At 71.8% G+C, this 24,986-nt stretch carries 23 protein-coding genes, 1 tRNA gene and 1 pseudogene; 16 read left to right on the top strand and 9 right to left on the bottom strand.

What is annotated here, in order from left to right:
- Positions 1-125 precede the first annotated feature (125 nt).
- Positions 126-959: a hypothetical protein gene (locus ACN27J_RS17585; RefSeq protein ID WP_421367472.1), complete on the bottom strand. Its 834-nt coding sequence runs from the start codon at positions 957-959 to the stop codon at positions 126-128.
- Between the two features lie 276 nt (positions 960-1,235).
- Here ACN27J_RS17585 and ACN27J_RS17580 point away from each other — a divergent pair, with 276 nt between their 5' ends.
- Complete coding sequence (locus tag ACN27J_RS17580; protein ID WP_421367470.1) at positions 1,236-2,501, top strand: aspartate kinase; 1,266 nt, start codon at positions 1,236-1,238, stop codon at positions 2,499-2,501.
- 6 nt (positions 2,502-2,507) lie between these two features.
- Positions 2,508-3,587 carry an aspartate-semialdehyde dehydrogenase gene (locus ACN27J_RS17575; protein ID WP_421367467.1) on the top strand — a complete coding sequence of 360 codons (1,080 nt, stop codon included), beginning with the start codon at positions 2,508-2,510 and terminating at the stop codon, positions 3,585-3,587.
- A gap of 116 nt (positions 3,588-3,703) precedes the next feature.
- Here the strand turns inward: ACN27J_RS17575 and ACN27J_RS17570 are convergent, their stop codons facing one another.
- On the bottom strand, positions 3,704-3,904 hold the full coding sequence (locus ACN27J_RS17570) for a helix-turn-helix transcriptional regulator (protein ID WP_421367465.1): 201 nt from the start codon (positions 3,902-3,904) through the stop codon (positions 3,704-3,706).
- Positions 3,905-4,034: 130 nt separating this feature from the next.
- On the opposite strand from ACN27J_RS17570, the gene ACN27J_RS17565 reads away from it, so the two are divergent.
- The 3 genes from ACN27J_RS17565 to ACN27J_RS17555 all read left to right on the top strand — a co-directional run bounded on the left by ACN27J_RS17565 (position 4,035) and on the right by ACN27J_RS17555 (position 5,012).
- Positions 4,035-4,358 carry a DivIVA domain-containing protein gene (locus ACN27J_RS17565; RefSeq protein ID WP_421367463.1) on the top strand — a complete coding sequence of 108 codons (324 nt, stop codon included), beginning with the start codon at positions 4,035-4,037 and terminating at the stop codon, positions 4,356-4,358.
- Positions 4,355-4,597 (top strand): hypothetical protein, encoded by a 243-nt coding sequence (locus ACN27J_RS17560; RefSeq protein ID WP_421367462.1) that lies wholly within the window; start codon positions 4,355-4,357, stop codon positions 4,595-4,597. Before ACN27J_RS17565 ends, ACN27J_RS17560 begins: the two co-directional genes overlap by 4 nt.
- 199 nt (positions 4,598-4,796) lie before the next feature.
- Positions 4,797-5,012 carry a flavin reductase gene (locus ACN27J_RS17555; protein ID WP_421367461.1) on the top strand — a complete coding sequence of 72 codons (216 nt, stop codon included), beginning with the start codon at positions 4,797-4,799 and terminating at the stop codon, positions 5,010-5,012.
- Positions 5,013-5,289: 277 nt separating this feature from the next.
- On the opposite strand, the gene ACN27J_RS17550 is transcribed toward ACN27J_RS17555, so the two are convergent.
- Positions 5,290-5,366: transfer RNA gene (locus ACN27J_RS17550), tRNA-Pro, on the bottom strand.
- A 108-nt stretch (positions 5,367-5,474) separates the two neighbouring features.
- Positions 5,475-6,368: a metallophosphoesterase gene (locus ACN27J_RS17545; RefSeq protein ID WP_421367460.1), complete on the bottom strand. Its 894-nt coding sequence runs from the start codon at positions 6,366-6,368 to the stop codon at positions 5,475-5,477.
- 25 nt (positions 6,369-6,393) lie between these two features.
- Between ACN27J_RS17545 and ACN27J_RS17540 the strand changes: the two genes are divergently transcribed.
- Positions 6,394-6,849 (top strand): GatB/YqeY domain-containing protein, encoded by a 456-nt coding sequence (locus ACN27J_RS17540; RefSeq protein ID WP_278172085.1) that lies wholly within the window; start codon positions 6,394-6,396, stop codon positions 6,847-6,849.
- A gap of 161 nt (positions 6,850-7,010) precedes the next feature.
- Here the strand turns inward: ACN27J_RS17540 and ACN27J_RS17535 are convergent, their stop codons facing one another.
- Positions 7,011-9,452 carry a penicillin-binding protein gene (locus ACN27J_RS17535; RefSeq protein WP_421367457.1) on the bottom strand — a complete coding sequence of 814 codons (2,442 nt, stop codon included), beginning with the start codon at positions 9,450-9,452 and terminating at the stop codon, positions 7,011-7,013.
- 394 nt (positions 9,453-9,846) lie between these two features.
- Here ACN27J_RS17535 and ACN27J_RS17530 point away from each other — a divergent pair, with 394 nt between their 5' ends.
- Complete coding sequence (locus ACN27J_RS17530) at positions 9,847-10,143, top strand: WhiB family transcriptional regulator (protein ID WP_123603865.1); 297 nt, start codon at positions 9,847-9,849, stop codon at positions 10,141-10,143.
- Positions 10,144-10,196: 53 nt separating this feature from the next.
- Here ACN27J_RS17530 and ACN27J_RS17525 read toward each other — a convergent pair whose 3' ends face one another.
- The 3 genes from ACN27J_RS17525 to ACN27J_RS17515 are packed head-to-tail and all read right to left on the bottom strand — an operon-like array spanning position 10,197 to position 13,258.
- Positions 10,197-11,342 (bottom strand): ArsA family ATPase, encoded by a 1,146-nt coding sequence (locus tag ACN27J_RS17525; RefSeq protein ID WP_421367454.1) that lies wholly within the window; start codon positions 11,340-11,342, stop codon positions 10,197-10,199.
- A gap of 37 nt (positions 11,343-11,379) precedes the next feature.
- Complete coding sequence (locus ACN27J_RS17520; RefSeq protein ID WP_421367451.1) at positions 11,380-12,390, bottom strand: ArsA family ATPase; 1,011 nt, start codon at positions 12,388-12,390, stop codon at positions 11,380-11,382.
- Positions 12,391-12,418: 28 nt separating this feature from the next.
- Positions 12,419-13,258, bottom strand: a complete 840-nt coding sequence (locus ACN27J_RS17515) for a hypothetical protein (protein WP_421367448.1) — start codon at positions 13,256-13,258, stop codon at positions 12,419-12,421.
- Between the two features lie 148 nt (positions 13,259-13,406).
- Here ACN27J_RS17515 and ACN27J_RS17510 point away from each other — a divergent pair, with 148 nt between their 5' ends.
- From ACN27J_RS17510 to ACN27J_RS17470, 9 genes and pseudogenes are all read left to right on the top strand, one after another.
- Positions 13,407-13,562, top strand: coding sequence for a DUF4177 domain-containing protein (locus ACN27J_RS17510; RefSeq protein ID WP_123603862.1), 156 nt, complete (start codon positions 13,407-13,409; stop codon positions 13,560-13,562).
- Positions 13,559-14,020 carry a RidA family protein gene (locus ACN27J_RS17505; RefSeq protein ID WP_421367445.1) on the top strand — a complete coding sequence of 154 codons (462 nt, stop codon included), beginning with the start codon at positions 13,559-13,561 and terminating at the stop codon, positions 14,018-14,020. Before ACN27J_RS17510 ends, ACN27J_RS17505 begins: the two co-directional genes overlap by 4 nt.
- Positions 14,021-14,108: 88 nt before the next feature.
- Positions 14,109-15,005, top strand: a complete 897-nt coding sequence (locus tag ACN27J_RS17500; protein ID WP_421367442.1) for an MBL fold metallo-hydrolase — start codon at positions 14,109-14,111, stop codon at positions 15,003-15,005.
- A pseudogene (locus tag ACN27J_RS17495) lies at positions 15,002-18,586 on the top strand (adenylate/guanylate cyclase domain-containing protein); the annotation flags it as partial. The gene ACN27J_RS17500 and the pseudogene ACN27J_RS17495, both read left to right, overlap by 4 nt.
- 142 nt (positions 18,587-18,728) lie before the next feature.
- Positions 18,729-19,181, top strand: coding sequence for a hypothetical protein (locus ACN27J_RS17490; RefSeq protein WP_421367440.1), 453 nt, complete (start codon positions 18,729-18,731; stop codon positions 19,179-19,181).
- A gap of 54 nt (positions 19,182-19,235) precedes the next feature.
- On the top strand, positions 19,236-20,939 hold the full coding sequence (locus tag ACN27J_RS17485) for a protein kinase domain-containing protein (protein ID WP_421367438.1): 1,704 nt from the start codon (positions 19,236-19,238) through the stop codon (positions 20,937-20,939).
- 91 nt (positions 20,940-21,030) lie between these two features.
- Positions 21,031-22,041 (top strand): hypothetical protein, encoded by a 1,011-nt coding sequence (locus tag ACN27J_RS17480; RefSeq protein WP_421367436.1) that lies wholly within the window; start codon positions 21,031-21,033, stop codon positions 22,039-22,041.
- A 201-nt stretch (positions 22,042-22,242) separates the two neighbouring features.
- On the top strand, positions 22,243-23,193 hold the full coding sequence (locus tag ACN27J_RS17475; protein ID WP_421367434.1) for a transporter substrate-binding domain-containing protein: 951 nt from the start codon (positions 22,243-22,245) through the stop codon (positions 23,191-23,193).
- Positions 23,190-24,236 carry a hypothetical protein gene (locus ACN27J_RS17470; protein WP_421367432.1) on the top strand — a complete coding sequence of 349 codons (1,047 nt, stop codon included), beginning with the start codon at positions 23,190-23,192 and terminating at the stop codon, positions 24,234-24,236. Before ACN27J_RS17475 ends, ACN27J_RS17470 begins: the two co-directional genes overlap by 4 nt.
- 57 nt (positions 24,237-24,293) lie before the next feature.
- Here the strand turns inward: ACN27J_RS17470 and ACN27J_RS17465 are convergent, their stop codons facing one another.
- Positions 24,294-24,971, bottom strand: a complete 678-nt coding sequence (locus ACN27J_RS17465) for a Crp/Fnr family transcriptional regulator (RefSeq protein WP_123603854.1) — start codon at positions 24,969-24,971, stop codon at positions 24,294-24,296.
- Positions 24,972-24,986: the final 15 nt, after the last annotated feature.

The raw sequence follows: 24,986 nt of genomic DNA, 5'->3' as shown, positions 1-24,986 counted from the left end.
GGTCAACTCCGCGACGAGGTGCCGGCCTCGGGGGCCTCGTCGCGGCAGCGAAGGAGGAGCGCCTGCCACATGACGGCTCTCACCCTACGTGGTGATCGCGGGTTGGCAAAGCCCGGCCGGAAATCTCAGCCGGTGCCGGTCGTGGATCCGCTGCTCGTCGGCGGGGTGCCGGCCGAGCCCGGCGGCACCCCGGTGGTCACCGGGCCCGGCAGCGTGACCGACGGCGGGGCCGCGCCCGGCTGGCCCGCCAACAGCAGCGTCCCGAGCTCCAGCCGTGCGCCGGTGAGGGTGCCGTCCGGGCGGTAGCAGTAGATGCCCACGTCCAGCGGAGGCTGCAACGAGGTGGTGGTCGACTCCACGGAGAAGCAGGTGCCGTCGGCGCCGTCGAGTGGTTCGGTCACCGACACCGCCAGCGGGGCCCGCCGGTCGGCCAGCACCGCCCGCCAGTCGGCGAACAGGTGGTGCAGTCGAGGGTCGAGCGCCGGATCGACCACTGCGTCCGGGTCGCCCAGCCGGACACAGTACGGCGTCACCGGGTTGGCGGCCGACGGCAGCGCACACCGGAACAGGCCGTCGGCGTTCTGCGCCATCGCGACATCGCCCGTACCGTCCGTACCGCCCGCGCTACCTGGGGCGCCGCCCGGAATGTCCACCCGCCACCCGCCGTCCTCGGCCAGGGTCACCGCCACCGTCCGGTCCGGCCGACCCGGTGTCTGCAACGTGTAGAACGCCGTCATCCGCAGGTCGCTGGCGGCGGCGGCCGCCGCCGCCAACTGTGCCCGTGGCTCGGCCGGCGGGGCGCTCCCCGGCGCCGACGGCGAGTGCTCGCCGGTCGGCGTGCCCTGCGGCGATGTCACCGGATCGGTCGAATCGCAGCCCAGCAGGGACAACGTGACGAACGCCACGCAAGCCAGCGCGGCAGGCGACTTTCGCGACGCTACGGCACCCCGGGAACGCATCCGCCCATTCTGCGTACCCGGTCGGGTTTTGCGGCCGGGCGGCCCACGGACACGCCGATTTCCGTCGCCGGCCCGCCGACGACCTGCGGCCTTACGGTCCGACGGCGGGCCGTCGGCGTGTCGCGAACCGGGCCGGGCCGAACGACCGGCCGCCCCCGACGGACACGGGCGGTGACCGCACCCGGCCGGATCGTGGGAACGGCTGTCTGCGCGGGCTCCGGACGCCGGTACCCTGATGCCGGCAGGTTGGCAGCAGCTGGAGGGGAGTGGACCGCCGTGGCACTGGTGGTGCAGAAGTACGGCGGGTCCTCGGTCGCCGACGCCGAACGCATCAAGCGGGTCGCCGAGCGGATCGTCGCGGCCCGCAAGTCCGGCGACGACGTCGTGGTGGTCGTCTCCGCGATGGGCGACACCACCGACGAGCTGCTCGACCTCGCCGGGCAGATCAGTCCGCTGCCGCCCGGCCGGGAGCTGGACATGCTGCTCACCTCCGGCGAGCGAATCTCGATGGCGTTGCTCGCCATGGCCATCCACAACCTGGGCTACGAGGCCCGGTCCTACACCGGCTCGCAGGCCGGTGTGCTGACCACCTCGGTGCACGGCCGGGCCCGGATCATCGACGTCACCCCGGGCCGGTTGCAGGGCGCCCTGGACGAGGGCTCGGTGGCGATCGTGGCCGGTTTCCAGGGCGTGTCCCAGGACACCAAGGACATCACCACGCTGGGCCGCGGTGGTTCGGACACCACGGCGGTGGCGCTCGCCGCCGCGCTGCAGGCCGACGTCTGCGAGATCTACACCGACGTCGACGGGGTGTTCACCGCCGACCCCCGGATCGTGTCGAACGCCCGGCACATCAAGCAGATCACCTACGAGGAGATGCTGGAGCTGGCCGCTTGCGGGGCGAAGGTGCTGCACCTGCGCAGCGTCGAGTACGCCCGCCGGGCCGGCCTGCCGATCCACGTCCGCTCGTCGTACTCGACCAACACCGGCACCATGGTGACCGGATCGATGGAGGATCTTTCCGTGGAGCAAGCACTCATCACCGGAGTCGCCCACGACCGGAGCGAGGCGAAGATCACCATCGTCGGCGTTCCCGACGAGCCGGGCGCCGCCGCCCGCATCTTCGAGACGGTGGCCAACGCGGAGACCAACATCGACATGATCGTGCAGAACGTGTCGACCGAGGGCACCGGCCGCACCGACGTCTCCTTCACCCTGCCGAAGGCGGACGGCCCGACCGCGATGGCGGCGCTGGGCAAGGAGCAGGAGCGGATCGCCTTCAAGGGCCTGCTCTACGACGACCACGTCGGCAAGGTGTCGCTGATCGGTGCCGGGATGCGTTCGCACCCGGGCGTGGCCGCCAACTTCTTCGCCGCTCTCGCCGACGCCGGCGTCAACATCGAGATGATCTCCACCTCGGAGATCCGGGTCTCGGTCGTCTGCCGGGACACCGACCTGGACGCGGCGGTACGCGCGGTGCACGCCGCCTTCGACCTCGGCGGTACGGAGGAGGCGGTGGTCTACGCAGGCACCGGCCGGTGAGCCCCGGTGCCTGACGCCAGGGCACGCCAGCTGCCCACCCTCGCGGTGCTCGGTGCGACCGGAGCCGTCGGTGCCGTCATGTGCGAACTGCTCACCTCACGGGCCAACGTCTGGGGCGAGATCCGGTTGCTGGCCTCACCCCGCTCCGCAGGACGGCTGGTGCGCTGCCGGGGCGAGGAGCTGCCGGTGCATCAGGTCAGCCCGGAAGCCTTCGACGAGGTCGATGTCGTCATGGTGGACGTGCCGGACGACGTGTCCCGGCAGTGGACACCGGTCGCCACCGGGCGCGGCGCGACCGTGGTGGACAACTCGGGTGCGTTCCGGATGGACCCCGGCGTACCGCTGGTCGTGCCGGAGATCAACGCCGAGCAGGTACGTCGCCGGCCGCGCCGGATCGTCTCCAACGCCAACTGCACCGTCCTGGCCATGATCGTCGCGATCGCCCCGCTGCACCGCGAGTACGGCCTGCGTGAGCTGGTGCTGGCCAGCTACCAGTCGGTCTCCGGCGCCGGGCGGTTCGGCGTGGACCTGCTGCACAGCCAGCTGACCAGGGCGGCCAGCGACCGTACGCTCGGCTCCCGGCCCGGCGACGTACGCCAGGCGGTGGGTGACGACCTCGGCCCGTTCCCGGCCCCGCTGGCGCTCAACGTGGTGCCGTTCACCGGCGAGCTGGCCGACGCCGGCTGGTCCACCGAGGAGCTGAAACTCCGCGACGAATCCCGCAAGATCCTCGGGCTGCCGGATCTGAAGGTCTCCTCAACCTGTGTGCGGGTGCCGGTGGTGACCGGGCACTCGGTCGCCGTACACGCGGTCTTCGGCAGTGAGGTGACCGCTGACGGCGCCCGCGAGGTGCTGCGCAACGCGCCCGGGGTGATCGTGGTCGACGACCCGGCGAACGCCGAGTTCCCGATGCCGATCGACGCGGTCGGCACCGAGCCGTCCTGGGTCGGCCGGATTCGCCGGTCGGTGGACGACCCCCGGGCCATCGATTTCTTCGTCACCGGCGACAACCTGCGCAAGGGTTCGGCGCTGAACACCATCCAGATCGCCGAACTGATCGCCCGGGACCTCACCAAGCAGCGCTGACGCATCGGGCCGGCCACTGAGGCAGTCGAAAGAGTAAACCCGGCCCACGAAGGGGCCGGGCGGTCTGTCTGAAGTATGGCATGGGGCTACGCGCCGATGTTCGGAGCCGCCTGCGATCACTCTTCGGTGTCGTGGAGGTCCGGTCGGTGCTGCTTGATCCATTGTTCGACGTCATCGGTACGCCAGATCCGGCCGACGGACAACACCGCCACCGGGTCAGGGAACGACTTCGAGTTGGTGATCTGGTAAGCGCGGGTACGCGAGACGCTGAGCATCTCCTGTACCTCCTGGCTCGCCACCAGCCGAAGCTCTCCCACGTAGCCACAGTAGGAGCATGCGAACTGAACACATGTTCTCTGCACAGATGTACTCTTCATGTGACCCCTAAGCATGTAGACTCTTCGCCTGAGTGGTTCCTGACGTTCAAGAGCCGAGGGGGAGGAAGTCGTGGAGCAGCGGAGCAGGCGGGGGCGGGTGGTGCCTCGGCAGGGCGTACTCGTGGAGCCGTGGCAGGTCAGGGCGGTGCAGTTCGAGACGCAGTGGCGTGGGCTTGACCCAGCGGCGGTGTACGCGTACCTGCGCGACGTCGCCGACGAGCTGGACCGGCTCACCCGGCAGGCCGCCGTCGACCGGGCCGAGGCCGACCGGCTACGCGAAGGGCTGCGGCAGTGGCGGCAACGCCACGTCGGCTGCCGGTTCAACGACCCGCCCGCCGGCGTCTACCAATCGGAGCACCTGCGCCAGACTGGCGGCAACGGAGGCCACTGGTGAGCGACGAACCGCGCTGGACCATCCACCTGCCGACCCGGCTCACCAGCATCGAAGCCGCCGCCCGGTTCGCCGCCGCGTTGCGGGACTCGCTGGCCCACCTCGACGTCGTCGACTTCGCCGACACCACGCTGTCGGCCACCGACCGCCCGTCGTTGCGTACCCGGGTATGGGGTGACGTCGACCCCGACCCGGCCGGCGGCGACCTGGTCAGCGACCGCACCGCGCCGGCCGATGACTGACCCCGTCCCCCGCCAGGTCGAGATCGACCACCTGACGGAGCTGGTCGACCGGCACGCGCCGCGCGCCGCGCGCCGACGACTGCGCCTGCGGCGACCCGCTCACCGCCGCCGGTCGGTGCTGGCGGGCCGACGTCGCGCTCACCCGGCTGCATGACCTCGGCGTGCACGTCGCCGCCGTCGACCAGCCGGAGAACGCCGGATGAGCATGCACGTCCCCACCCGCCCGAGCTGGGTCTGCGCCGGCTGCGGGCATGCCTGGCCGTGCCTGGACAGCCGGCGGCAACTCACGATCGAGTACGCCGACGCCCGCGTCTCCCTGTCGGTCTACCTCGCCACCAACCTGATCGAGGCGATGACCGACCTGCCGACCGGGCACGGCGGCGACCTCTACTGGCGATTTCTCGGCTGGCTGTGATGTCGATTTTGCGCCCCGGCGACGAACCGATGCACTACGACGACGGCTCACACCGCTGGATCCCGCCCGACCCCGACTACGACCAGGAGATCTGGGAGAACCAGGTGCGTGAACACCAACACGAGCATCGCGGGCGTCCGGACCCACCCCGCCCCGCTACCGCCTCATCCGGCGATCCGCCGCCAGGTGAGAAACTCGACTGCACCAGCCAGGGCGCTCAGACACGCAGTTGGACATGCGAAGGGCCATGTCGATGTGATCGACATGGCCCTTGACCTGGTCGGGGTGGCCGGATTTGAACCGACGACCTCTTCGTCCCGAACGAAGCGCGCTACCAAACTGCGCCACACCCCGAGGTCCGCTGGGCAATACTAGCCCACCGGCCCGGCAGGGCAAATCCGGTATCCCCGGTGCGCCGCCGACGCCCGGGGCGTCGCGTCACCGGACGCCGGCTGACCTGCGTCAGCGTGCGATCAGGGTCAGCAGGGTGGCCTCCGGCGGACAGGCGAACCGGACCGGTGCGGTCGGATGGGTGCCCAGCCCGGCCGAGACGTGCAGCCACGAGTCGGTGCCCGGCCACCGGTGCAGGCCCTTGGCCATCGACCGGGGCAGGTCGCAGTTGGTGACCAGGGCGCCGACGAACGGCATGCAGACCTGCCCGCCGTGGGTGTGCCCGGCGAGCAGCAGATCGAGCCCGTCGGCGGCCATCTCGTCCAGCACCCGGGGCTCGGGGGAGTGGGTCAGGCCGAGACTCAGGTCGGCCTCCGGCGAAGGCCGGCCGGCGACGGCGGTGTAGTCGTCGCGTTCGATGTGCGGGTCGTCGACGCCGGCCGCGTCGATCAGCCGGCCGCCGGCCTTGAACGACGCCCGGCGGTTGTTCAGATCGTGCCAGCCGGCGCCGACCAGCACCTCGCGCAGCTCCTCGAACGGCAGGTCCGGGCCGGGCCGGTAGTCCCGCTCGGGCAGCAGGTAGCCCAGCGGGTTCTTCCATACCGGGCCGGTGTAGTCGTTGGACCCGAAGACGAACGCGCCGGGCAGGTCCAGCAACGGCTGCAGGGCGCGCAGCGCGCCCGGTACGGCGTCCGGGTGGGCCAGGTTGTCGCCGGTGACCACGACCAGGTCCGGGTCCAGCCCGGCCAGCGCCGCCACCCAGGCCTGTTTGCGTCGCTGGTCGGGCATCATGTGCATGTCCGACAGGTGCAGGATGCGCAGCGGTTCCGCGTCCGGCGCGAGCACCGGCACGTCGAACCGGCGCAGGGTGAACATGTTGCGCTCGATGAGCGAGGCGTACGCCAGGGTGGCGGCGCCGAGTGCTGCGGTGCCGGCGGCGAGCCGGAATACGGTGCGCTTTCGCATGCCGACCAGGGTAGTTTGGCCACTCATGAGCACCGTGAAGGACCGCCTGACCGCTGACATGCGGGCCGCGTTGAAGGCCCGGGACGAGCTGACCACCTCCACCCTGCGGATGGCGCTGGCCGCGATCGGCAACGCCGAGGTCGCTGGCAAGGCCAAGCGGGAGCTCTCCGACGAGGAGGCCCTGGCCGTGTTGACCAAGGAGGCGAAGAAGCGTCGGGAGGCGGCTGCCGCTTTCGCCGACGCCGGCCGGGTCGACCAGGCAGCCAAGGAGCGGGCCGAGGGCGAGGTGCTGGACCGCTACCTGCCGCGTCAGCTGGACGACGCCGCGCTGACCGAGATCGTCAGCCGGGCGCTGGCCGAGGGTGGGTTCACCGGCAAGGCGCAGATGGGCCCGGCCATGAAGGCGGCCCAGGCCGCGGTGGCCGGCCAGGCCGAGGGTGGCCGGGTGGCAGCCGAGGTACGCCGCCAGCTCGGACTGTGAGCGTCGGCTGACGCTGTACGCATGCATGATCCGATGCGCCTCATCTGATACCCGCCCGGCGTGTCGCGTCGATGAGACGCATCTGATCACGAAGTAACGAAAGGGGGCGGGCACCGATGAGGATCGGTGCCCGCCCCCCTTGGTGTTGCGCCTCGTGCCGGTCAGTCGTCCGGGTTGCCGGGGTTGCCGGGACGGCCCGGTCCGTTGCCCGGCCCACCGGGACCGTCATCGTCGTCCGGGCTGGGCTGGGCACCCTGGCCGTTGCTGACCCGGATGATCACCACGCCGCCCTTGATGGTGCGGCCGCTGGGGCTGGTGCCGGCGGCGGTGCCGGCCGGGCAGGTGGAGTCGACCGCACCGGAACGGTCCACCTCGACCTCGAATCCGGCACCGGACAGTCGGGACCGCGCGTTGTCGATCGACTGGCACTGCACGCCCGGGATGGAGCGCTGCTCGCCGCGGACCAGTTTGCCGCTCGGTGCCTTGAACTGCTGCTTCTCCTTGCCCTTCATCGCGTCCCGCAGCGTCTCGTAGACCGCCGGGTTGACGATGTTGTGCGACATGGTGGCGTTGGTGTCGGCCCAGTCCGGGTCGGCCAGCACCCCGGCGACGGCGAGCTGTTTGGTGGTCACCACCATGGTGGCGGTCTTCTCGGCGTCGGTGGTGCCGGTCTTGCCGGCCACCGGGTGCCCGACGATGCTGCGCACGCCGTTGGCGGTGCGGCCCCGGCACCGCGACGTCGACGAGTTGTCGCCGACCGGGCAGCGCGCCGCGTCGATCGCGGCGCGGGCCACCTCGGTGGAGACCACCTGCTTGCACTGCGGCTGGGCGATGTCCAGGCTGTTGCCGTCCTGGTCGCGGATCTCCTTCACCGGGATCGGCTTGCAGTACTTGCCGTCGGCGGCGAGGGTGGCGTACGCGTTCGCCATCTCCAGCGGCGTGGTGCTGGACACGCCGAGGGTGAAGGCGCCCCACTGGTTGGCACCCTCCGGATCGGCGGCGAACCGGGCGTCGTTGGAGGCCCGGAAGGTGATGCCGAGGCGCTGCGCCACATCGACGGCGGAGGCCGCGCCGACCCGCTCCTGCAGCGGCACGAAGTACGTGTTGACCGAGGCGCCGAAGGCGCTCCACATGTTGTGTACGCCGTTCATGCTGGAGCTGGCATTCTTCGGGCAGTACTTGTTGGTGCCCGCGCAGGCGGCCGGGCTGCCCCGTTCGACGATGTACTTCGACTCGTACGGGCTCTTCGCGTTGATCGTGTACTCCAGCGGGTAGCCCTTCTCGAGGGCCGCCACCAGCGGGAAGATCTTGAACGTCGAGCCGAACTGGTAGCCGGTGATGTCACCGCCACCGGTCAGCAACGGGTTCGTGGTGTTCGGGTAGGTGCCCCGGATGCCCTTGTCGGCTTTCTTCGGGTCGCTGGAGAGCTTGTTCTTCGGGTTGTCCGGGTCGTCGAGCTTGTAGTTGCGGTTGACCGCCATGCCGCGCACGTACCCGGTGCCCGGCTCGACCGCCGCCACCATCAGCGCGTGCTTGCTGCCGGTCTTCAGCGCGTCCTCGACGGCGTTCTTCGCCGCGTCCTGCGTCTGCAGGTCGAGGCTGGTGACGATGTGGTAGCCGCCGCTCTTGAGTCGCCGCTCCCGGTCGTAGCTGGTGGCGCCGAACGTCTCCTGCTCCATCCACCAGCGGTAGAAGAAGTCGCAGAAGAAGCCCCAGTGGTTCTTGTTGGCGGCGACGCAGCCGTTCGGCGCGCGCTTGCCGTTGACGACCAGCTCGACGGCCTTGGCCTCGTCGGCTTCCTCCTGGGTGATCGCCCCGGTCTTCACCATGTTGTCGATGACGTAGTTGCGTCGGTCGACGGCCTGCGGGTAGCCGCCCGGCGTGGTCGGGTCGAACGCCGTCGGGGCCTTGACCAGGCCGGCGAGCATGGCGGCCTCGTCGATGGTGAGGTCCGCCGGCTGCTTGCTGAAGTAGACCTGGCTGGCCGCGAAGACGCCGTACGCGCCGTTGCCGAACGGGGCGATGTTGAGGTAGCGCTCCAGCACCTCGTCCTTGGTCATCTCCTTGGTGAGCTGCATCGCGTACTTCATCTCGCGCAGCTTCCGGGCGTTGGTGTCCTCGGTGGCGGCGATCACGTCCTCCGGGTGGGTCGCCGAGTAGGCGATGGCCAGCCGGACGTACTGCATGGTCAGCGTCGAGGCACCCTGGGTGGTCTCGCCGGCGCCCTGGTTGGCGACGAAGGCCCGGGCGACGCCCTTGACGTCGACACCGTTGTGCTCGTAGAAGTTGTGGTCCTCGGCCGCGATGATCGCCGCCCGCATGATCGGTGCGACGTCCTTGATCGGGACGTCGCGGCGGTTCTCGTCGTACATCGCTGCGAGCGTGGTCTTGCCGTCGGCGGCGTACAGGTAGCTGATCTGCGGCGCCCGTTTGACGGTCAGCTCGCTGGGCAGCTTGTCGAAGGTCTCCGCGCCTGCCTTGGCTGCCAGGCCCGACATCGCCACCGCGGGGAACGCGGCAGCAGCGACCACCACGCCGGCCAGCAGCCCGCAGATCAGCAGCGATGCGGCGTTGGTCAGTGGGTTGTGGTCTCGCTTCCGCATCCAGGTCACCCAGTCAGGGTACGTGAGGGACTGAAGAGGTCGCCGTGTGGCGTACCTGTGCATTTCCTGCCGGCTCCGGCCTCGTTGTGCTAAACGCAGAGACCTGTCCGGCGGTTGTGGTCTCCGCCGCCTCCTTTCCCCCGGGAAGGTGTGGGTGGTGGGGTTTCCCCGTTTCCGCCTCGGGTACCCCTGCTCGGCAGAGCGCCCGGGAAGGGTGTTGTGTCCGGATAAGTGGATTTCGTCAATAACGTTGCGTAATCACCCAACTACAGAACATGATGGTCCGGCGAGGATCGCACGGCGGCGTGCTGCGGGGGAAAGCAGCGTCAGCCGCCCGGCTTGCCGACTGACTCCACCGGTTGCAAGCGGAAATTGCTAGGGGGGACGTGGAACGATGGGCATGATCGCTGATTGGCCCAGCCTGGCGGCGTGCCAGAGCGGAGACCCGGACGCGTTGTTCGTGCAGGGCGCTGAGCAGAACGTGGCCAAGCGCATCTGCCGGGGTTGCCCGGTCCGGTACGAGTGCCTGGCCGACGCACTCGACAACCGGATCGAATTCGGGGTCTGGGGCGGCATGACCGAGCGGGAACGGCGGGCTCTGCTGCGCCGGCACCCGCAGGTGGCGAGCTGGCGCAAAATGTTCGAAGCAGCCATGCGGGACCGCGAAAAGGTGCTCGTCGCCACCAAGTGATCCGCTGAACCGGGAAGCTGTGCGGGACCAGAGGGAGCCGCGCGGGGTCAGGCTCAGCCGGCGACCGCGTGACCGATCGTCCGTAGCCCGTCGATGTCGTGCACGTCGGCGGGCCGCGCGCGGACGGTCGCTACCGGTACCTGCGGGAACGCGTCGGTGAACATCGCCGCCACCCGGCGCTCCCGCGCCGACTGCTGTGCCACCGCGGCGTGCACCCGCAGCACCTCGGCCGTCGCCGGATGCCCGCCGTCGCGGTCCAGCTCCCGCGCGGCGGTCAGGCTCCGCTCGGCGGACAACCCGGGTACGGCCGGCTCGTGCACCCGGTTGAGCACCAGCCCGGCCAGCGGCATCCGCTCCGCGCCGAGCCGACCGGCGAAGTACGCCGCCTCCCGTACCGCGTCCGGCTCCGGCGCCGCGACCAGCAGGAACGCCGTCTCGTCGGCTTGCAGGACCCGGTACGTCTGCTCGGCCCGCTGCCGGAAACCGCCGAACATCGAGTCCAGCGCCGCCACGAAACCGGACAGGTCACTGAGCAACTGGGCACCGAGGATCTTCTGCACCGCCCGGGAGAACACCCCGAACGACGCGGTCACCAGGCTGAACATGCTCCGACCGCCGGCCCGGGCCGGTGCCAGCAGCAGCCGGAGCATCCGGCCGTCCAGAAAGCGCGCCAACCGGGCCGGCGCGTCCAGGAAATCCAGCGCGGACCGCGACGGCGGCGTGTCGACCACGATCAGATCCCACTCGCCACCGGCGTGCAGCTGGCCCAGCTTCTCCATCGCCATGTACTCCTGCGTACCGGCGAAGGTTGAGCTCATGGCCTGGTAGAACGGGTTCGCGAAGATCTCGGCGGCCTTGTCCGTGTCGGTGTGCGCGAGCACCACCTCGTCGAAGGTGCGCTTCATGTCCAGCATCATGGCGTGCAACTCGCCGCCGCTGGCCTCCACCTCGATGCCCTTGACCTGTCGGGGAGTGTTGTCCAGCTCGGTCAGGCCCAGTGACTGCGCCAGCCGGCGGGCCGGGTCGATGGTGAGCACCACGGTGCGCCGGCCGTGCCGCTCGGCGGCGCGCAGCGCCAGGGCCGCCGCGGTCGTCGTCTTGCCCACCCCACCGGCACCGCAGCAGACCACGATCCGTACGCCCGGATCCGCCAGGATCCGGTCGACGTCCAGCGGTGGCGCTGCGTGATCAGGAGGCACCTGTCGAGCGTATCGGGGTCGGCCCAGGATTCGCCGATCAAGTCGCTGTGAGGTCGCTTCCAGCAGCTGGCCCGGTGCCGGTCAGCAACGCTGCGGCCAGCGTGTCCAGGCCCTCGCGGGTGACCCCGTCCGGCAGCAGCGGCAGCCGGACGATCGGCCGGCCCAACTCGACCAGGTCGGTCAGCAGCGAGTCCTCCAGCGCGCGGCGGGTGAGGTGCTCCTGTGCCTCGGCCCGCAGGCCGGTCACCGTCTCCCGGTCGGTCGGCAGCCCGGCTGCGGCCAGCCCACGCCGCAGCTGCGTCTGGCCGACCGGCCCGTCGGCGAGCAACGGCGGCCGGGCCGAGTTGACGATCACATTGCCCACCGGGATGCCCAGCGCCGTCAGGTCGCCGACCGCGTCGAGGGTCTCCTGCACCGGCATCTCCTCCAACAGGGTCACCACGTGCACCGCCGTGATCGGCGAGCGCAGCAGTACCGCGACGCCCTCGCTCTGGGTCTTGATCGGGCCGACCTTGGCCAGCCGGGCAGCCTCGGCGGTCACGTTCAGGAACCGGCCGATCCGCCCGGTGGGCGGTGCGTCGAGCACCACCGCGTCGTAGACCCGCCGCCGGTCCACCATCCTGGTGGTGGCCTCCTTCACCTTGCCGGTGAGCAGGACGTCGCGTAGCCCGGGAGCGATGGTGGTGGCGAAGTCGATGGCACCCAGGCGCCGCAGCGCCCGCCCGGCCGCGCCCAGCTTGTAGAACATGTCGAGGTACTCCAGCAGCGCCTCCTCCGGGTCCACCGCCAGGGCGCGGACCTCGCCTCCGGCGGCCGAGGCGGTGATCCGGCGCTCCTGGTACGGCAGCGGCCCGATGTCGAACAGCTGTGCGATGCCCTGGCGGCCCTCCACCTCGGCGAGCAGGGTGCGCTTGCCCGAGCCGGCCAGGGCGAGCGCCAACGCGGCGGCGACACTGGTCTTGCCGGTCCCGCCCTTGCCGGTCACCACATGCAACCGGGACGGCCAGCCGGGTACGGCGGCGACAGGTGACTGCTCGGTGACCCCCACGTCCAACCAGACTAGTGCGCGGCGCGGCTCAGTTGACGTCGCAGACGAACCAGCCGGACTTCTGCACCACCACGAAGCTGAGATCCTGCTCCGCGCTGCGCTCGTCCTCGGTGATCATGCGCACGGTGACCGAGACGACGGCCCGCTCCTCGTCCTGCTCGTCGACGGTCGGCACGTTCCACTCGAACTGCGGGTTGCGGTACGTCGACGAGTAGCCCTCGATCTCCTCCACCTTCTCGATCAGCGCGGACTCGTCCCGGGCCTCCCGGCAGACCAGGTCGGCCGCGGCCGTGACGTCCCGGTCGGTGTACACGGCGTGGAGAAACTCGTCCACGGCGGCGACCGGTTCGGCCGCGCCGCTACCTGTCTCCAGATTGTTGATCACCAGGAACGCCGCGATGCCACCACCACCGCAGAGCAGCAGCACCACACCGAGCACCACCGAGGTGATAAGCAGGCCGCGTCGGCGGCCGGCGGCGGGCGCTGCCGGTGAGCCGGGAGCCGGCGGTACGGGCTGGCCGGGGGGTAACGGCTGTCCCGGTGACACCGGCTGGCCGGGCGGCGGCGGCGCGGGCTGCCCTGGTGGCGGCGCGGGCTGCCCCGGCGGCGGCGGGAACGGCGGGCCACCCGGTGCCGCCGCGAACGGTGCGCCGGCCGGCGGCGGAGCGTACGGCGACCGGTCCGGCGGCGGAGCGAACGGTGCAGCGGTGGGACGCTGCCAGGGCGGCGGCGGGATCGACTGCCCCGGCCCTGTCGGCTGCGCCCCTGTCGGCTGCGCCCCTGTCGGCTGCGCCTCGGTCGGCTGTGCGTCCGGCGCCGGTGGCTGTGCGTCCGGTGGCTGTGCCTCGCCACTGGGCGGTTGCGTCATCCTCATCCTCAGGTTTCAGGTCTCGTCGTCGGCGGACAGTAGCCGCCGCCAGACGGTCAGGGTATCTGGCCGACGCACCCGGCTCACCGTCCCGGCCGTGGCCGTAGGCTGTGGCGGTTGGCGAATCAGAGCTAGGAGCCGTAACGAGATGCAGAAGTGGGAGTACGTCACCGTGCCGCTGCTGGTGCATGCCACCAAGCAGATCCTCGACAACTGGGGTGAGGACGGCTGGGAACTGGTCACCGTGATTCCCGGTCCCAACCCGGACCAGCTGGTGGCGTACCTGAAGCGGCCGAAGTCGTGACCGTCGGCCCGCACGCCCGCCTCACCGAACTGGGGCTGAGCCTGCCGACCGTGGTCCCGCCGGTGGCCGCCTACGTTCCGGCGGTCCGCTCCGGTCAGCACGTCTACGTCTCCGGCCAGCTGCCGATGGCCGACGGAGCACTGCTCGCCGTCGGCAAGGTCGGCGCCGAGGTGACCCCCGAACAGGGCAGGGAACTTGCCGGTCGGTGTGCACTGAACGCGCTCGCCGCGATCGACGCCCTGGTCGGTCTGGACGCCGTGACCCGGATCGTCAAGGTCACCGGGTTCGTCGCCTCGGCCGCCGGGTTCACCGGCCAGCCCGCCGTGATCAACGGCGCATCCGAGCTGTTCGGCGAGGTCTTCGGCGACGCCGGCCGGCACGCCCGCAGCGCCGTCGGGGTGGCCGAGCTTCCGCTCGGCGCGCCGGTCGAGGTGGAGGTCGTCGTCGAGGTCTCCTGACCGGTCCGTGTCGGCCGAGCGCAGGCCGGCACCCGAGCGGGCTGAAGAAGTCTCGGCGAAGTCACCGCGCGGCCGTACCATCGCAGCCATGACCGCGCACGTCACCACCCCTGCCGCGGCCCTGGCCAGTGATCTGCCGGGCTGGGCGACCCTGGTGCGGGCACCCAATCCCGGGCCGATGACGCTGGACGGCACCAACACCTGGGTGCTGCGTCGGCCGGGCGAGCGGTACGGCGTTCTCGTCGACCCGGGTCCGGCCGACGCCGGCCACCTCGACCGGCTGGCGGCGCACGGCCCGTACTCGATGATCCTGGTGACCCACGGGCACCCGGACCACGTCGAGGCGGTGCCTGCGGCCGCCGAGCGGTTCCAGGCCCCGGTCCGCGGCCCGGCCGCCGACGAACGGGGCGAGGCCGCCGACCGCGACGGGGAAGCCCTCGACCGGCGGGCGGCGGAGCCGGCCCGGCTCGGCGACGGGACCGTGCTGGACGTCGCCGGGCTGACCGTCACCGTGCTGGCCACCCCCGGCCACACCGCCGACTCGGCCTGCTTCCTGGTCGCCGGGCCGGACGGGCGGCAGGCCGTGCTGACCGGTGACACCATCCTCGGCCGGGGCACCACCGTGGTCGCCTGGCCCGACGGCGACCTCGGCGACTACCTGGCCAGCCTGCGACGACTCGCGGCGTACGACCAGGTCACGGCGCTGCCGGGGCACGGCCCGGCGCTGACCGACTGCGCCGCCGCCGCCCGGTTCTACCTGGCCCACCGGCAGGCCCGGCTGGACCAGGTCCGCCAGGTGGTGGCCCGGGGCGTGACCGAACCGGCGGCCGTCGTCGCCGAGGTTTACGCCAGCGTCGACCGGGCGCTGTGGCCGGCCGCCGAGTGGTCGGTCCGGGCGCAGCTCGCCTACCTGGGCGCCTCGACCGACGACACGGGCGGTGACCGGGAATCGACACCGGGGCGGACCGGGTTGGACCGCCAGTGACCTGCCCGGTGTGCGGAACCGTCGCGGTACCCGGCGCGCGGTTCTGCCACAACTGTGGCGGCGCGCTGCCGGCCGCCGCCTTCCTGCCGGCCGCCGAGCGCCGGGTGGTCACCGTACTCTTCGGTGATTTGTCCGACTTCACCTCCTGGTCGGAGGATCTCGACCCGGAACGGGTTGGTGCCGTCACCGACCGGGTGCTCGCCGCCCTGGCCGGGGCGGTCAAGACGTTCGGCGGGCATGTCGACAAGCTGACCGGCGACGGGATCATGGCGGTCTTCGGCGCCCCGGTCGCCCACGAGGACGACGCCGAGCGTGCGGTACGGGCCGCGCTCAGCATGCAGCGTGCGGTGCGCCGGGTGCTCGACGACGAGCGCGGCGGCGGCGCGCCGCTCGGCCTGCGGGTCGGCCTGAACACCGGTGACGTGGTCGCCGGCATCCAGGCGGCCATCGAGTACACGGTGATCGGTGACACGGTCAACACCGCCGCGCGGCTCGCCGACGCTGCGGCGGTCGGCGCGGTGTACGCCGGGGCCGGCACCGTCACCGGCACCCGGCACGTCGCCGCCTGGCGGCAGCTGCGCCCGCTGCGGCTCAAAGGCAAACGCGCCCCGGTCGAGGCGTACGAGCTGCTCGGTCTGCACGACGCGCCCGGCACCCGGTCGGGCATCGGCGACCAGGCCCCGTTCGTCGGGCGGGAGGCCGAGATCGGCCGGCTGGCCGGCCGGCTCACCGAGGTGATCGACCACGGCGACCCGCGGGTGCTGGTGCTCACCGCGGAGGCCGGCATCGGCAAGTCCCGGTTCGCCGTCGAGGTCGAGCGGTACGCCGCCGGCTACGACGTCGGCACCGGGCGGTACGCGGCGCCCACCGGCGCGCGGGTGCTCTCGGTCCGCTGCGCCGCCTTCGGCGAGCGGCGTCGGCTGGCCCCGCTGGCCGACCTGGTACGGATCGCGGCCGGGCTGCCCCGGGACAGCTCCACCGCGGTCACCCGCCCGGTCGTCGAGGAACGGCTGCGCCGCCTCGGGCAACGACTGGCCCGGGTCCGTCCGGAGCCGCCGCCGCTCTCCGTCGACCTGCTGCTGACCCTGCTCGGGTACGCGGATCCACCGGCCGCCGCGCACCCGTCGTCGGGCCCGGCCGACCTGACCACGGACGCTCCGGTACTCGACGCCGAGGCGATCCCGAGCGCGGTGGCCGACCTGCTCAGCGCCCTGGCCCGGGAGGCGCCGCTGCTGATCGTGGTCGACGACCTGCACGACGCCCTGCCGGACACCGTCGAGGTGCTCGGCGAGACGTTGTCCCGACTCACCGGTCCGGTGCTGGTGCTGCTGCTCGGCCGACCCGAGCTGGTGCGTACCGCCGGGGTGCTGACCGGGGTGGCCGACGCCGAAGTGCACCCGTTGCCGCCGCTGCGCGGCGCCGACGCGGCCCGGCTGCTCACCTCGTACCTCGGCGGTGGGCGGCTGCCGCAACCGGACGTGGACCGGCTGCTGGCCACCGCCCAGGGCAACCCGTTCTACCTGGCCGAGCTGGTCACCCTGCTGATCGAGCGGGGCGCGCTGACCCGGACCGGTCCGTCGGCCGACGCCGCCGGCGGCGACAGCGCGGACTGGCGGCTGGCACCCGGGTCGCTGAGCAGCCGGCTGCTCTCCCGGGACCTGGCCGCGGTGCTGGCCGCCCGGATCGACGCGTTGCCGGCCGACGCCCGGTCGGTGCTGCGTGACGCCGCGGTGGTCGGCGACGTGGTGCCGGACGGCACCCTGGAGTCGTTGCGGGACCGGCGGGACGGTCGGCCGGCGGCGGTGGTGGCGGTCGAGCTCGACCGGGCCGTCGAAGAGTTGCTGCAGCGCCGCATGCTGCACCGCACCCGGGTCGGCTTCGCCTTCCCGACCCCGCTGATGCGGGAGGCCGCCTATGCCGGGATCGGCAAGGCCGACCTGGCGGAACGGCACGCGTGCCTGGCCCGGTGGGCGGCCGGGGCCGACGCGCCGGCGGCGGTCGGCACCGGCCCGGCGAGCGGTGGGCCGGGCGGGATGAGCCCGGCGCTGCGGGACGTGTTCGTCGCCGATCACGTCGAACGGGCGGTCGGCCTGGCCGAGGCGGTCGGGCTGCGCCCGGACTCGGCGGCCCGTGCCGTCGGGCCGCTGGGAGTCGCGGCGCTGGGCCGGGCGGCCCGACGGTCGATCGCGGTCGGTGAACCGGAGTTGGCCGTGGAGTACGCCGAGCGGGCGTCCGCGCTCGGCGGGGACGCGGTGCCGAAGGCCGACCGGCTGGTCTACGCCCGGGCGCTGCTGCAGACCGGGCGGCCGGCCGAGGCGCTGGCCACCGCCGAGAAGGTGCTCGCCAACGCCGGTGAGGATGCCGCGGCCCGGGCCGGTGCCCTGCTGGTGTCCGGTCGGGCCCACCGGGCGGTGGGCGACGCCGCCCGTGCGGTGGCGGTGTGGCGTGAGGCGTTGCAGGTGGCCACCGACGTAGGGCTGCCCGCCGAGCGGGCGGAGGCGATGCGCCGACTCGGGATGGCCGACTTCCTGGCCGGCCGACTCAGCCGGGCGAGCAGCCGGTTCGCTGCGGCGTACCAGGTGAACCTGGCAGCTGGCGACCGGCGTGGGCAGGCCTGGTCGTTGCAGAGCCTGGCGTGGGTGACCACGATGCGCGGCGACTTCGCCGGCGCCGACGCGGTGCTGAACCGAGCGGCGCGGCTGTTCGTCGAGCTGGACGACCCGGTGGGGCGGGCCTGGCTGCGGGGCACCACCGCGTTCGCCCGGCTGCTCTCCGGCCGGTTGGCCGACGCCCGCCGGTTGGCCCGGGTGTTCCTGCCGTTCGGCGAGCGGGTGGGGGAGGCGTGGGCGGTCGGCACGCTGCGGGCGGTCGAGGCGTTCGCCGCGGCCGAGTTGGGTGAGTTGGCCGAGGCGGACCAGTCGGCGCGGCGCGCGTACCGGGATTTCGACAGCGCGGCCGACGACTGGGGTCGGGGCTTCGCGTTGCTGGCGCGGGGGGTGGTGGCGCGCGGGCTCGGCCAGTGGGAACACGCCGCCGATCTGCTCTCCGACGCGCTGGCCCAGGGGGAGCGGATCGATCACCCATTGCTGATCGGAATGGCCGGGACGCTGCGCGGCTTCGTCGCCCTGGAGTGCGGTGACGTGGCCGGTGCCGAGCGGTTGGCGCAGTCGGTGCTGACGTCGGTCGAGCCGCACAACCCGTTGGCCGCCGTCCAGGTGGCGCCACGGGTGCTGCTCGCCTCGGCGCGGCTGGCGGCGGGTGACCCACCGACCGCGGTCGGGCTGCTGGCACCGGTCGCGACCGCCATGGACAGCCCGGCGGTGTTGTTCTCCCGACGACAGACGTTGGCCCGGTACGCGGCGGCGTTGCTCGCCGACGGGCAGCCGGGGACGGCGCTGCACTGGGCCCGGCGGGCGCTGGACGCGCCGGCGGAGGACGTCCGCAGCCAGGTCGCCGGGTTCGGTGTGCTGGCCACCGTGCTGGCCGCCAACGGCGAGCGGGTGGCGGCGCGGCAGGCAGCCGACCGGGCGGTCGGTCTCGCGTACGGCACCGAGCAGGTCAGCGAGCGGGCCGCCGCCGACGCGATCAGGTCTGCTGTGGATGACAGTGGCCTGGTCGGTGGGGTGGATCATGGCGGACCCGGGGATGCCGGCCGGGCGGCGCGCTCGCTAGCCTGACCCCCACGGTGCTCCACCGTGGGCGCACTGTGGCCGGAGGAACCCGATGAAGCTGCCCCGTTCGGTATCCGGGTGGACCGTCGCCGTGTTCGGGGCGATGGCCCTGCTGCTGGGCGCGGTCGGCCTGGCTCAGCCCGACGTCCTGCTCGTACTGCTCGGCTTCGACACGCTGCCCACCGGGGAGCGGGCGGCCGGCGACTACACCCGTACGTTCATGGCGGCGTCGTCGATGGCCTCGTTCAACATGGGCGTCTACTACCTGCTGGCGGCGGTCACCGACTGGCGGCCGTTCTTTCTGTTCTCGGTGATCTTTCGACTGGTCACCACGGTGGTCTTCACCGTGGTCGTGGCAGCCGAGGTGGCTCCGGTGCGGTTCGTCGGGGTGGCGGCCTGGGAAGGGCTGGGCGCGGTGGTGACCGGGGTGGCGTTGCTGACCGAACGTCGCCGCCGGGTGGGCGTACCGTCGCCCGGCACCGGCCGGTCGGCTGGCGACGGCTGACCCGGGGGCCCGGGGTCGCCCCGGCTGTCCGGGGTCTTGGGTACCGTTTACCGTGTGAACGACAGACTGCCGAGCGCGCTGCCGTTCCCCACAGTGCCTGGACTGTCAGATTTGTCGGTCTTTGCCAGAGGCGGCTACGCCACCGTCTACCGTGCGGTCCAGGAGTCGGTCGGCCGGGAGGTCGCCGTCAAGGTGGAGAACCGGGCTCTGGACAACGAGCGGGACCAGCGCCGGTTCATGCGGGAGGCGCGTGCCGCCGGGCGGATGTCGTCCCATCCGCACGTGGTGGACCTCTTCGACGTCGGCGTCACCGGGGATCTCCATCCGTACCTGATCATGGAGATGTGCGACGGCTCGTACGCCGACCGGATGCGCACCTCCCCGCTGGACGCCTTCGAGGCACGTGACGTCGGGGTCAAGATCGCTGACGCGCTCGCCGACGCCCACCATCTCGGCGTCCTGCACCGCGACGTCAAACCGGCCAACATCCTCTACTCCCGGTTCAACGAGCCGGCCCTGGCCGACTTCGGCCTGGCCGTGCTGGTCGAGCACCGCGATGCCTCGGTCACCCTGGAGGTGCTGACCCCGGCGTACGCGCCACCCGAGTCGTTCCAGCACCGTCCGCCGTCGGCCGCCGCCGACGTCTACGCGCTCTGCGCCACCCTGTACGCCATCATGCGCGGCAAGCCGCCCCGCTGGGACGACGAGCGCAACCCGAGCCTGGTGGCCCTCCTGGAGATGTTCGACCGGCCGCTGCCGGACCTGCCCGGGGTCAATCCGGCGCTCACCGACGTACTACGCCAGGGAATGGCGAACGATCCCGCCGCCCGACCTCCGGCGGTCGTGCTGCGGGACATGCTGGCGGCGGTGCCGCTCGGTCAGCACTGGAGCCCGGCCGCCCCGCACCGGCCGCCGTTCTCGATCGCCCCGGTCTCCGGCGGGCCACCGACCGGGTCGAACAGCTGGGCCGACCCGACGACCCCGGTGCCGTCCCGGCCGGAGCGCAACGCGTCCTGGAGCGTCCCGGTGCCGCCCCCGCCGGAGCCGGGCCAGGTGCCCGGGCAACGCCCCGGCCCGCCGCCGTCGGCTGCCGGCCCGTCTGCTGCCAACCCGTCGGCTGCCGGCCCGCCGGCCGGCCGACCGGGCACCTCGCCCGACAACGCCGTCCGTTCCTGGCTGCGGACCCTTGCCGGCGGGCTCGGCCTGCTGGTGCTGCTCGCGATGACCAGCCTGGGCACCTGGATCGTGGCCAAGGGCTCCGGTCCCGCCACGTTTCCCCCGATCACCGGAGCCGACCAGCGGACGACCGGTGCGGTGGCCAGTGAGAGCCCTGCCAGCGACCCCACCGGCGGCGGTCCGGCGGGCGCGGCGCTGCCGAACTGCCACCTGACGCTGCGACCGGAGCTGCGCTGTCCGGACGATCTCGAATGCTTCAACGGCCGGGTGTCGAACTCTCCGCGTACCCTGACCGCGACCGCCTGCACCGGCCGGCACACCTGGGAGACGTTCGCGGTCGGTGAGCTGCCGACCCGGTTGCGGGCTGCGGACCATGCCGCGATCCGGTCCGACCCGGCCGTCGTCGAGGCCTGCGGGGCGGAGAGCTTCCGGCTGTTCACCCTGCGGATGGACGCCAACGACTGGCAGTACGCAGTGCTGCTGCCGGAACCGGCGGACCTCGCCGCCGGTGACCACCAGTACCGGTGCCTGGCGGGCAAGGGGCCCGGTCAACTGTTCGGCCCGACCCTGGCCGCCCGGTAACCGGCATTTGGTGCAAGTCTCGGCTGTCCGAGTATCCGGGTGGTTAGCCTGACCTGGCAGTTGCGCAACCGCCGAGCGGCCGAGGTGACCGATGGAGCAGCCGGAACCGGGGCAGCCGACCCGGCTCAGCCGGTGTCTCGTGACCGGTGCCAGCCTGGCCGCCGTCGCCACCCTGATCATGGTCGCCTTCACCTGGCCGGCGGTCTACGCCGAGCCGCGCGGCGTACCCGTCGGTCTGGTGGCCGCGCAGCCGGAGTCGACGACGATCGTCGCGGCGCTGGAGCAGGTTCGGCCGCACGAGTTCACCGTCCGTCGGTACGCCGACCGCGACGCGGCGGTGCAGGGCATCCGACACCGCGAGGTGTACGGCGCCGTGGTGGTCGACGGCGGCCCGGAACTGCTGGTCGCCTCCGGCGCCAGCCCCATCGCCAGTCAGTTGATCGGCGCGCTTACCGGCGTGCTGAACCCGGCCGGGCAGACCACGGCCGACCGGCCACCGGTCACCGATGTCGTTCCGCTCTCCCCGCACGACGAGCGGGGTGCCGGACTCAGCGCCTTCTTCTTTCCGCTGCTGCTCGGTGGTCTCAAGGGCGGCATCTTCATCGCGATCGGCATCCAGGGCACCGCTCGACGGTTGCTCACCCTGGCCGTTCTCACCGTGATCGCCGGTACGGCGGTCGCGGTGGTCGGTCAGTACGCGTTCCGGATCCTGAGCGGATCCTTTCCGCTCAACGCGGTCGCGAGCGGGTTGACCGTGGCGGCCATCGCGGCAACGGTGGTCGGCCTGCGTAACCTGTTCGGGTTGCACGGCGTCGGCGTCGGCACCGTGCTGATCATGCTGGTCGGCAGCCCGATCTCCGCGGCCACACTGCCGGTCGAATTCCTGCCCCGGCCATGGGGCACCATCGGCCAGTTCTTTCCACCCGGGGCGTCCGTCTCGTTGATTCGCGGCATCTCGTATTTTCCGGACGCCCCGACCCTGCCGCAGTGGTCGGTGCTCTGTGCCTGGACGCTGGCCGGCTGCCTGCTGGCGCTGCTGACCCGCAACCGCCCGTCGGCCCGGACCCGGTCGACGACTCCGCCCAGCACGAAGATCGCCTGATCCCGCCCAGCACGAAGATCGCCTGATCCCGCCCAGCACGAAGATCGCCTGATCCCGCCCGGTACGGAGATCACCTGTTGCCGCGCGGCGCAACTCAGCGGTGTCAGGTATTGCCGGGAGCCACTACATTGAGCGGAGCCGGCAATGTGGACGGCTGCCCGACACGCAATCGATCCTGACTGCCGCAGTCGTGAGGTTGCCATGACTGAGAAATCCACCAGGTTCCGCACATATGTCGACCACCGCACCAGGCAGACGATGACCACGCTGGCGGTCGCCGCCACGATGGTCCTGGTCGCTCTCGTCGCCTGTGAGGACAACCAGCCGCCGGACCGGCCGACCGTACGTGACCTCCGGGAGGCCTCGACGATCAGCGAGCGGACCGAGTTGCGTATCGGCGTCAATGTTGATTTGCCGCTGATGTCGTACCGGCGGAACAACGCGTACCACGGGTTCGACATCGAGATCGCCCGCTACATCGCCGACTCCCTCGGCTTCGGCGACAAGAGCATCAGGTGGGTGCCGCTGGACACCGAGGACCGGATCGAGAAGCTGCGCAGCGGCGAGGTCGACATCGTCGTCGCCAGCTTCTCCATCACCGAGGAACGTGAGAAGCGGGTCGGGTTCGCCGGTCCCTACCTGATCACCACACCCGAGGTGCTCGTCGCCACCGAGTACGTCGACGAGATCACCACGATCACCGATCTGAACAGGGAGGAGTACACCGTCTGCGTCGCCGGCGGCTCCACCACCGAGATGATGCTCAGGGAACGCGGGATCCCGCACCAGCAGGCCGACAACCCGGCCGCCTGCCGGGACGGCATCCTCGCAGGCGACTTCCAGGCGATGGTCTCCGACGAGACCATCCTCGCCGGACTCCGTTCGGAGAACCCCGACGAACTCGCCATCGTCGACATGCCGTTCGGCGTCGAGGAGGAGTTGGGCATCGGCGTGCCCGTCGAGGATGAGAACCTCCGTGACCTGGTCCGCTACTTCCTGGACAAGAGCTACCAGCGGGACCAACGGGACGAGGCGAACGCCTGGGAGACGGCGTACAACAACCATCTGGGCCAGTGGCTCGGCGAGGCCAGTCAGCCACGGCCGGACGGCGCGCCCGACCTGGTGGACCACGACGACAAGAACCGGCGGTGACCGCCGCAGAGCGCCCGGTCGACGAGGCGGACCGGCGGAACCGGGCGGCGCAGCAGTTCTGGAGCGTGGTGGTCGGTGCCCCGGCGATCATCTCGGTGCTCCGGCTGGTCGTCGAGGCCGGCGGCGAGCTGCAGACCACCCTGCTGCTGGCCGCCAACGTCAACCCGGTCAACCTGGTCGCCGCCTTCGTCAGCACCGCGAGCCGGGTGGTCTCCGGTGCGATGGTGGCCCTCTTTGCGATCAGCGCGGTGCTGACCGTAAGCGTCGACAACGACCAGCGGCGATGGGCGCGTCGAGGACCGCCGCTGCTGGTCCGCTGGATGCGGGTGGTGCCCGTCTGGTTCTTGATCGTCACCCTGCTGGTCGCGCTGGTGACCTGGAAGATCCTCTATCTGCCGCTGCTGCTGCCGGCGATCGCGGCCACCGCCCAGCTGCTCACCCGTACGGTGGACGAGCGCCGCACGGCCGGGGAACCGCCCGGCGGTCGCCGGCCGGCCCGGCTGACCCTGTTCGCCCTGCTGCTGCTCGGCTACTACGGCCTGCTCGCACCGACCCTGGTCGAGGCCGCGACCACCGGCGAGTGGTTCGTGGTGCTGATCCTGGCCGTGCCGCCGCTGCTGGCCCTCGTGGTGACCGGCCCGGTGTTGCCCGGCACGGTGCACCTGCTGGTCGCGTCCGGTCAGCTCACCGTCATGATCGCGCTGGCCTGGACGTCGTACTCGGTGGCCACCGCGCCGGTGTTGCCCAGCACGGTGACCACCGTCGAGGTGCCGGGCGGGGAGACCGAGCACATCCGGGGCAGTGTGATCGCGGTCGACGACGCGAGCGTTGCCATCCTGCAGGAACAGGGCGGTGTCCGGTACGTGCCGACCGATGACGTCGACGCGCAGGTGCTCTGCCCGAGCGAGGCGGATCTGCCGCGCTACCGTCTCTGGGTGCACGGGTTCCATGTCGAGGACTCGCTGCTGCAGGCGTTGGGGCGGGAGGTCCGCCCGGTCACCCCGGTGGACGCGGTCTGCCGGGCGACCGCCTCGGTGCGGTGAGTCAACCGTTGCCCGGTCCGGGGGCGGATCGGTCGGTCTCCGGCGGATCGGTCGGTCTCACACCCGGGCGCGCCGGGCGAGTCGCTCGGGGTCGAGGATGATGATGCTCTTGCCGTCGAGCCGCAGCCAGCCCCGGGAGGCGAAGTCGGCCAGCGCCTTGTTGACCGTCTCCCGGGACGCCCCGACCAGCTGGGCGATCTCCTCCTGGGTGAGATCGTGGGTCACCCGCAGCACCCCACCGTCGCGGGTGCCGAACCGGCCGGCCATCTGCAGCAGGTTCTTGGCGACCCGTCCCGGTACGTCGGTGAAGATCAGGTCGGCGAGGGCGTCGTTGGTCCGGCGCAGCCGTCGGGCAAGCACCCGCAGCAGCTGTTCGGCGATCTCCGGCCGATTGTTCAGCCAGGGCCGCAGCGCCTGCTTGCGCAGCCGGGCGAGGCGGGTGTCGGTGACGGCGGTCGCGGTGGCGGTACGCGGCCCGGGGTCGAACAGCGACAGCTCGCCGACCATGTCCGACGGGCCCATCACGGCGATCAGGTTCTGCCGCCCGTCGGCCGCCCGTCGGCCGACCTTGATCTTGCCGGTGAGCACGATGTACAGGCTGTCACCCGGCTCACCCTCGTTGAAGACGACCTCGCCCTTGCGGGCCTCGATCGTCTCCATCTCCTTGGCGAGTGCCTCCGCGGCCTCCGGGTCCACGCCCTGGAAGATCCCGCTACGAGCCAGCACCTCGTCCATCGCGCACCTCCGCCT

The organism is Solwaraspora sp. WMMB762, from assembly GCF_049179115.1.
Classification (GTDB): domain Bacteria; phylum Actinomycetota; class Actinomycetes; order Mycobacteriales; family Micromonosporaceae; genus Micromonospora_E.
Note: the sequence above shows the minus strand (reverse complement) of the source record. Positions and strands in the feature narration are given on the sequence as shown.